Below are 5414 nucleotides of genomic sequence, written 5' to 3' on the forward strand. Positions count from 1 at the left end.
CGAACCTGGAGCGTCGAAGTCCATCCCCTTCCGGCTGCACTTCAACACGGCTGTGTGCAGCGAGTGCAAGAAGCCTGAATGGCAGTGCGACTGCGGCAGCCAGAAGAGCGGCAAGAACGTGGAAGTTCCTGCGGACCTCACAGGCCTGTGGGCGGAGATCAACCAGCACACGGAAGAGCTCCAGGAAGGCACCGCCGACAAAAGGTATGAGGCCATTGATGAAGTCACCGAGGCATTCCCGGTGCTGGCCTCAGCCCTGCCGGGCAAGACGGATGCGGCCAAGCAGGCCGAAGCAGGAAAGCTGGTGGATGAACTCAAAGCCGCACTCAGCGGTGTGCGTGATGCCTTCGCAGCGCGCAAACCTGCGGAGGCTGATCCACATCTGGATGCAGTGGCAAAAACAATCGCGAAGCTCAAGGCTCTGTATCCTGCCGAAATCGCCAATGCGAAGCTGAAGGAGTGATGGGATTGCCGTGCGGGGCCTCTGCTCCAAGTTCAGCGCGAAACCGCCCCAGGGAAGTCCGAGCATGACATTCCTTTATTCAACATCGTCAAGATGGTGATGAAGCAATTTCAATCATGACCGCCTTCACGTTTCACCCACATAAAAAAAGGCCTGCCGGAGAGCTTTCGTTCTCCGGCAGGCCGTGGATTCACACTGGATTCACACTGGATTAGCGATGGCTGGAATGACCGCCGAAATTGAAATGAAAGCCCGGGCCGCGGGAGGGTCCGGCGTTGCTGCCATGAACATGACCATGACTGTGGCCCACAGGGCGGCAGTTATGGCTGACGATGCGGTAGCCAAAGATGGGATGACCGTGGCGATCATGGCCAACGATGACGCGTTCACGATACACCGCAGTGCCGCAGGAGCCGCAGTTGTTCGCGAAGCTGCGGCTGGAGTGGTGGCAGTCAAAGGCCTGCGAACTGGCAGGAGCGAAAACAGCAAGACTGGCGGTAACAGCAATGAGGGTGAAGAGTTTTTTCATGATGAGAGGAGGTTTGCTTTTGATTTGTTGCCGCATTCTTGCGGCGTGTTCATGAGACGCGGAGCGGCTGCGCGTATTCGAGATTCATCCAACTTTTTTCATCGCACAGGCAAATCATGGCGAACGAACTGACATGCAGAGATTCAGTTTGATCGAATGGGTGTTCACGCAGCATCCCACAGAAAGCACAGGGCGTTTCGATGAGACCGAGCACGGTCATCACTGTGGCTCTCGCAATGTACGGATGACCGCCACAGCCAAGGAATCAGTGAAGATCCTGAAGTGCCTGGCCGGTCAATTGCGGTCCTGGCGAATATGCTCAGCAATGATGCGATCCAGTTCGCGGACACCGAAAGGTTTGTTCAGGTACGCGGTGGCTCCTGCGGCCAGACACTTTTCTTTGTCTGCGGCACTCGAATGCCCGGAAAGACTGACAATGGCTATGTCACGCGTTTTAGGATCTGTGGAGGCACGAATCTGCCGGATGGCGCTCAAGCCATCCACGACCGGCATGCGCACATCCATGAGAATAAGATCGGGCTGCAAAGTACAAGCCTGCTGAATGGCTTCACTGCCATCCCGGGCTGTGATGACTTGGAAGCCGACGCTTTCAAGGTAGTTACGCGTGACGGCAATGAGGGCGGGCTGATCATCAGCGATCAAAATGGTGGGCTGGCGGGTAGAGACCGAAAGAGGAGCTTCATTGCTGACCGAAGGTTCTGGCGGGGGCTGTTCCTGCGCTGGCACCGCAGCCGACGACCGGCTCAGTGGCAGACGAATGGTCATGCAGACTTCCCGCCCGGCTGTTTCGAGCACCTCAAAAGTGCCACCGTGAAGCTGCACCAATTGCTGCAGCAAGGCCAGGCCGATGGGTTTGACTTTTCCCAGCCGGTTGAGGATGACCGCCGGTTCAGAGGGCAACTGGCCGACGCCACCCAGAGTCTGAAGCTGAAGAGCGCCTTCGTCATAGGTGATGTGGAGCCGCAACTGACCGCCAGTGTGCATGGATAACACAGCGACGGAGAGCAGCTCGGTGATGATCTGTTGCAGCCGGTGCCCATCGCCAAGGACTCCGAGGCTGGGCGGCTGCACTTCGGTGATAATCTGAATGGACCGTGACTGCGAAAGCCCCGTCAAAGAGGACACGCTGCCAGCGCACTTCTCACTCACCATGCATGCTGTCTGGGTCAGCGATGACGCGCCTGCTTCGATTTTGCCGAGATCCACCATGTCAGCGATGAGCTGGAGCAACTGCCGAGCACTGTCCTGAATGGCTGTGACCGCCATTTTCTGCGCTTTCTCCATAGGCCCGTAAATACCTTCCTGCAGCGTTTCCGCCTGAGCGATAATGTTCGCGAGCGGATTGCGCAGCTCATGTCCCATGTTGCCAAGGAATTCATTTTTCTCCCCCATGGAACCCTCAATAAGTGAGAAGTTTGGCCGCATCGAGTCATGCTGCCGAAGTTTAGGCGAGTCTAAATCATTATTCATTATCATGCTTCCCCGCTACACGTGTCAGATTTGCTGTATGTTACTGCTGATTCCAGTCATAATCAGAAACTAAAGAGCATTTATGCAGCAGGCAAATTGGCATTCCAATCGTTCAGGAAATTCCGGAGTGATCCTGCTGGTCGAGGATCACGATCTCTATCGTGACGTGGTGCGTGCTGCCTTGGGCAGGTACCTGCCCAATTATGAATTGCTGGAAGCTGACTGCGTGGCCGCCGCACTCCCGGTGCTGCATTCGCACCATATTGACGTGATGGTCGTCGACATGACACTGCCAGACGGCTCAGCCATTGATCTGGTGGAGCAATGCGGGTATTTCATCGAGCAGGGAATCAAAGTCATTGTGCTCAGCAGCCATTCCAGCGCCGACATGCTGCCGGTTTTGAGCCGTGGCGATGTACATGGCTACGTCTCGAAGGAGCAAGGACTGAAGATGCTGGCAGAGACGATCACTGCAATCTGCTCTAACGAAGTCACCGAGACTGATGCACCGGAGGAATTGACACTAGAAAAATCTCTGTGAATGATTGAAACCACTCCTGCATGATCATTCCCACCATGACGACGGCCACCGCCACCGAAGACCTGGACATTGAGGTGCGGGGCGACTGGTTTCGCAGTGTTTTTGACTGCCTCAATGATGCGGTTTTCATCCACGACATCGTCACAGGGGCCATTCTGGAAGTCAACCAACGTGCCTGTGAAATGTATGGCTGCGATCCTGGTGAAATGCGGGGGCTCTCCATCGCAGCGCTTAGTGTAAACACTCCGCCTTACACCCTGGAGGAGTCGCTGTTCTGGATGCGCAAGGCGATGGAGGAAGGCCCGCAGATGTTTGAATGGCAGGCCCGCGCCCGCTCTGGACGTGTGTTCTGGGTGGAGGTGAGCATGCGCAAGGCCGAGATCCTCGGGAACGACAGGCTGGTCGTCACCGTGCGGGATATTTCCAAGCGGAAGCAGGCTGAGAGCGAGCTGCGGCGGAGCGAGGAACGTTTCCGGACCGTGCTCGGCAACTCCAAGGACCCGGTGTACTGTCTCAGCCTACCCTCGCTGACCTATGATTACATCAGTCCAGCGGTGGAGCAGGTGCTGGGTTTCAGCATTGAAGAATGCATCGCGGGAGGCCTTCGGTTCATGTTTTCGCGGATCCACCCCGAGGATTACCAGTCAAAACGCGAACGGCTGGAAAAACTGATGTCACGTGATCTGAACGGGGATTTTCAACCTGTCCTGGAATATCGGTTCAAGCACAAGAATGAGGCTTATCGCTGGATCAGTGACAACCGCTCCATTGTCAGAGACAGTGAAGGCAAGCCGGTGGCAATCATCGGCAATCTGCGTGATTTCACCACACGACGCGAGCAGGAGGAAGCACTGCAGCAGCAGGCCCATGCGACGCTGCTGTACCATCTGGAAAACACTTCGCTGGCGCTGGTGGAGTGCGACACAGACAGCCGCATCTGCCGATGGTCGCCCCAGGCGGAGAAAATCTTTGGCTGGACCGAGGCCGAGGTCATGGGGAATGATCACAGTGACTGGAACTTCGTTCATCCTGAAGATTTGCCGCGGGTGAAGGCGACGCTGGGTCGGCTGCTGGACCGGTCAGAATCCCGCAACACCTGCATCAACCGCAATTTCACCAGTGACGGGCGGGTGATTGTGTGTGAGTGGCATAATTCCGCCTTGTTGAATGATGAGGGAGAGCTGCAGTCGATACTCTCGCTGGCCTCGGACATCACAGTGGAGAAAAAAATGGAGGAGGCCCTGCGGGCGATGGCCGAAGGTGTCGATGCCCGCAGTGGCGAGACCTTTTTCCAGTCGCTCTGTCTTCAAGTGGCCCGTACTGTGGAAGCCAAATACGCCACCGTGGCGATGCTCCTGCCGGAGCGTGATCGGATGGTGCGGACACTCGGTTTCTGCGCGGACGGCAAGGTGCTGCCCAACAAGACATGCTCCCTGATCGGCACGCCGTGTTACAATGTGACCAGTGGCGAGGTCTGTTATTATGACAGCAATGTGCGGCAGCACTTTCCAGACGACCAAATCCTGCAGGAACTGGGGGCTAACAGCTACATGGGCATGCCGCTGCATGCCACAGACGGGCGTGTGATCGGAATGATTGCGGTGTTCAGCGAAAATACGCTGGACCACCGGGAGCGCCTGCAGGCCATGTTTCAGCTCTTCGCGGTGCGTGCGGCGGCGGAAATGGAACGCCACCAAGCGGAGCTGGCTCTGCGACAGAGTGAAGAACGTTATGCGCTGGCGGCCACAGGTTCCACCGGAGGTGTCTGGGACTGGGACATCCGCACCGGCGGCGTCTATTATTCCGCACGTTTTCGCGAACTGCTCGGTTACAACCACGAGGAATTTCCCAGTCTGTTTTTTGCCTGGGAGCAGAAAATGCACCCGGCGGATCTGCCCCTGGTGCGTGCTGCGCTGGAGAGCCATCTGGAGCAGCGCAGTGAATTCTGCATCGAGTACCGCATTCAGGTGAAGTCGGGCGGGTATCGCTGGTTTGAGGCCCGTGGCCAGGCCTTGTGGGACAAGCATGGCGAGCCCTACCGCATGGCAGGGTCCGCTCTGGACATTCACGAACGCAAGCTGGACGAACAGCGCCTGCTGCGCCTGAACCGGCTGCATGCGATGTCCAGCAGCATCAACGAGGCAATCGTCCGTATTCGTGAGCCGCAGCTGCTGTATGAATCAGCGGTCAGCATCGCGGTGGAGAAGGGCAACATGAAGATGGCCTGGATTGCCTTCTTTGATGAAGAATCCCAAAGCTTGAAGCCGGCCGCCTGCGCCGGCAGCTATCAAAACTATCTTGATGGACTGACGCTGATCACCCGCGGAGATCATCCCTCAGGCCGTGGTCCGGCGGGACGCGCCTTCAGGAGCGGCACGCATGAGATTTCC

The 5414-nt window shown here is 57.0% G+C and carries 5 protein-coding genes; 3 read left to right on the forward strand and 2 right to left on the reverse strand.

Features of this window, described 5'->3' with window-relative positions:
- Positions 1-463 (forward strand): hypothetical protein (locus ACIREA_RS25715; RefSeq protein ID WP_397385182.1); only part of this gene is annotated, 463 nt, incomplete at its 5' end.
- A 211-nt stretch (positions 464-674) separates the two neighbouring features.
- On the opposite strand, the gene ACIREA_RS25720 is transcribed toward ACIREA_RS25715, so the two are convergent.
- Positions 675-992, reverse strand: a complete 318-nt coding sequence (locus ACIREA_RS25720; protein WP_397385183.1) for a hypothetical protein — start codon at positions 990-992, stop codon at positions 675-677.
- A gap of 294 nt (positions 993-1286) precedes the next feature.
- A complete protein-coding gene (locus tag ACIREA_RS25725; protein WP_397385184.1) occupies positions 1287-2405 on the reverse strand; it encodes a response regulator in 1119 nt (372 codons plus the stop codon).
- 160 nt (positions 2406-2565) lie between these two features.
- Here ACIREA_RS25725 and ACIREA_RS25730 point away from each other — a divergent pair, with 160 nt between their 5' ends.
- Both ACIREA_RS25730 and ACIREA_RS25735 read left to right on the forward strand, forming a co-directional pair.
- On the forward strand, positions 2566-3024 hold the full coding sequence (locus tag ACIREA_RS25730; RefSeq protein ID WP_397385185.1) for a response regulator: 459 nt from the start codon (positions 2566-2568) through the stop codon (positions 3022-3024).
- A gap of 20 nt (positions 3025-3044) precedes the next feature.
- Positions 3045-5414: PAS domain S-box protein (locus ACIREA_RS25735; RefSeq protein ID WP_397385186.1), on the forward strand; the 2370-nt coding region annotated here is incomplete at its 3' end.

The sequence above is a fragment of the Prosthecobacter sp. genome (assembly GCF_044373815.1).
In the GTDB taxonomy this organism is placed as follows: Bacteria; Verrucomicrobiota; Verrucomicrobiia; order Verrucomicrobiales; family Verrucomicrobiaceae; genus Prosthecobacter.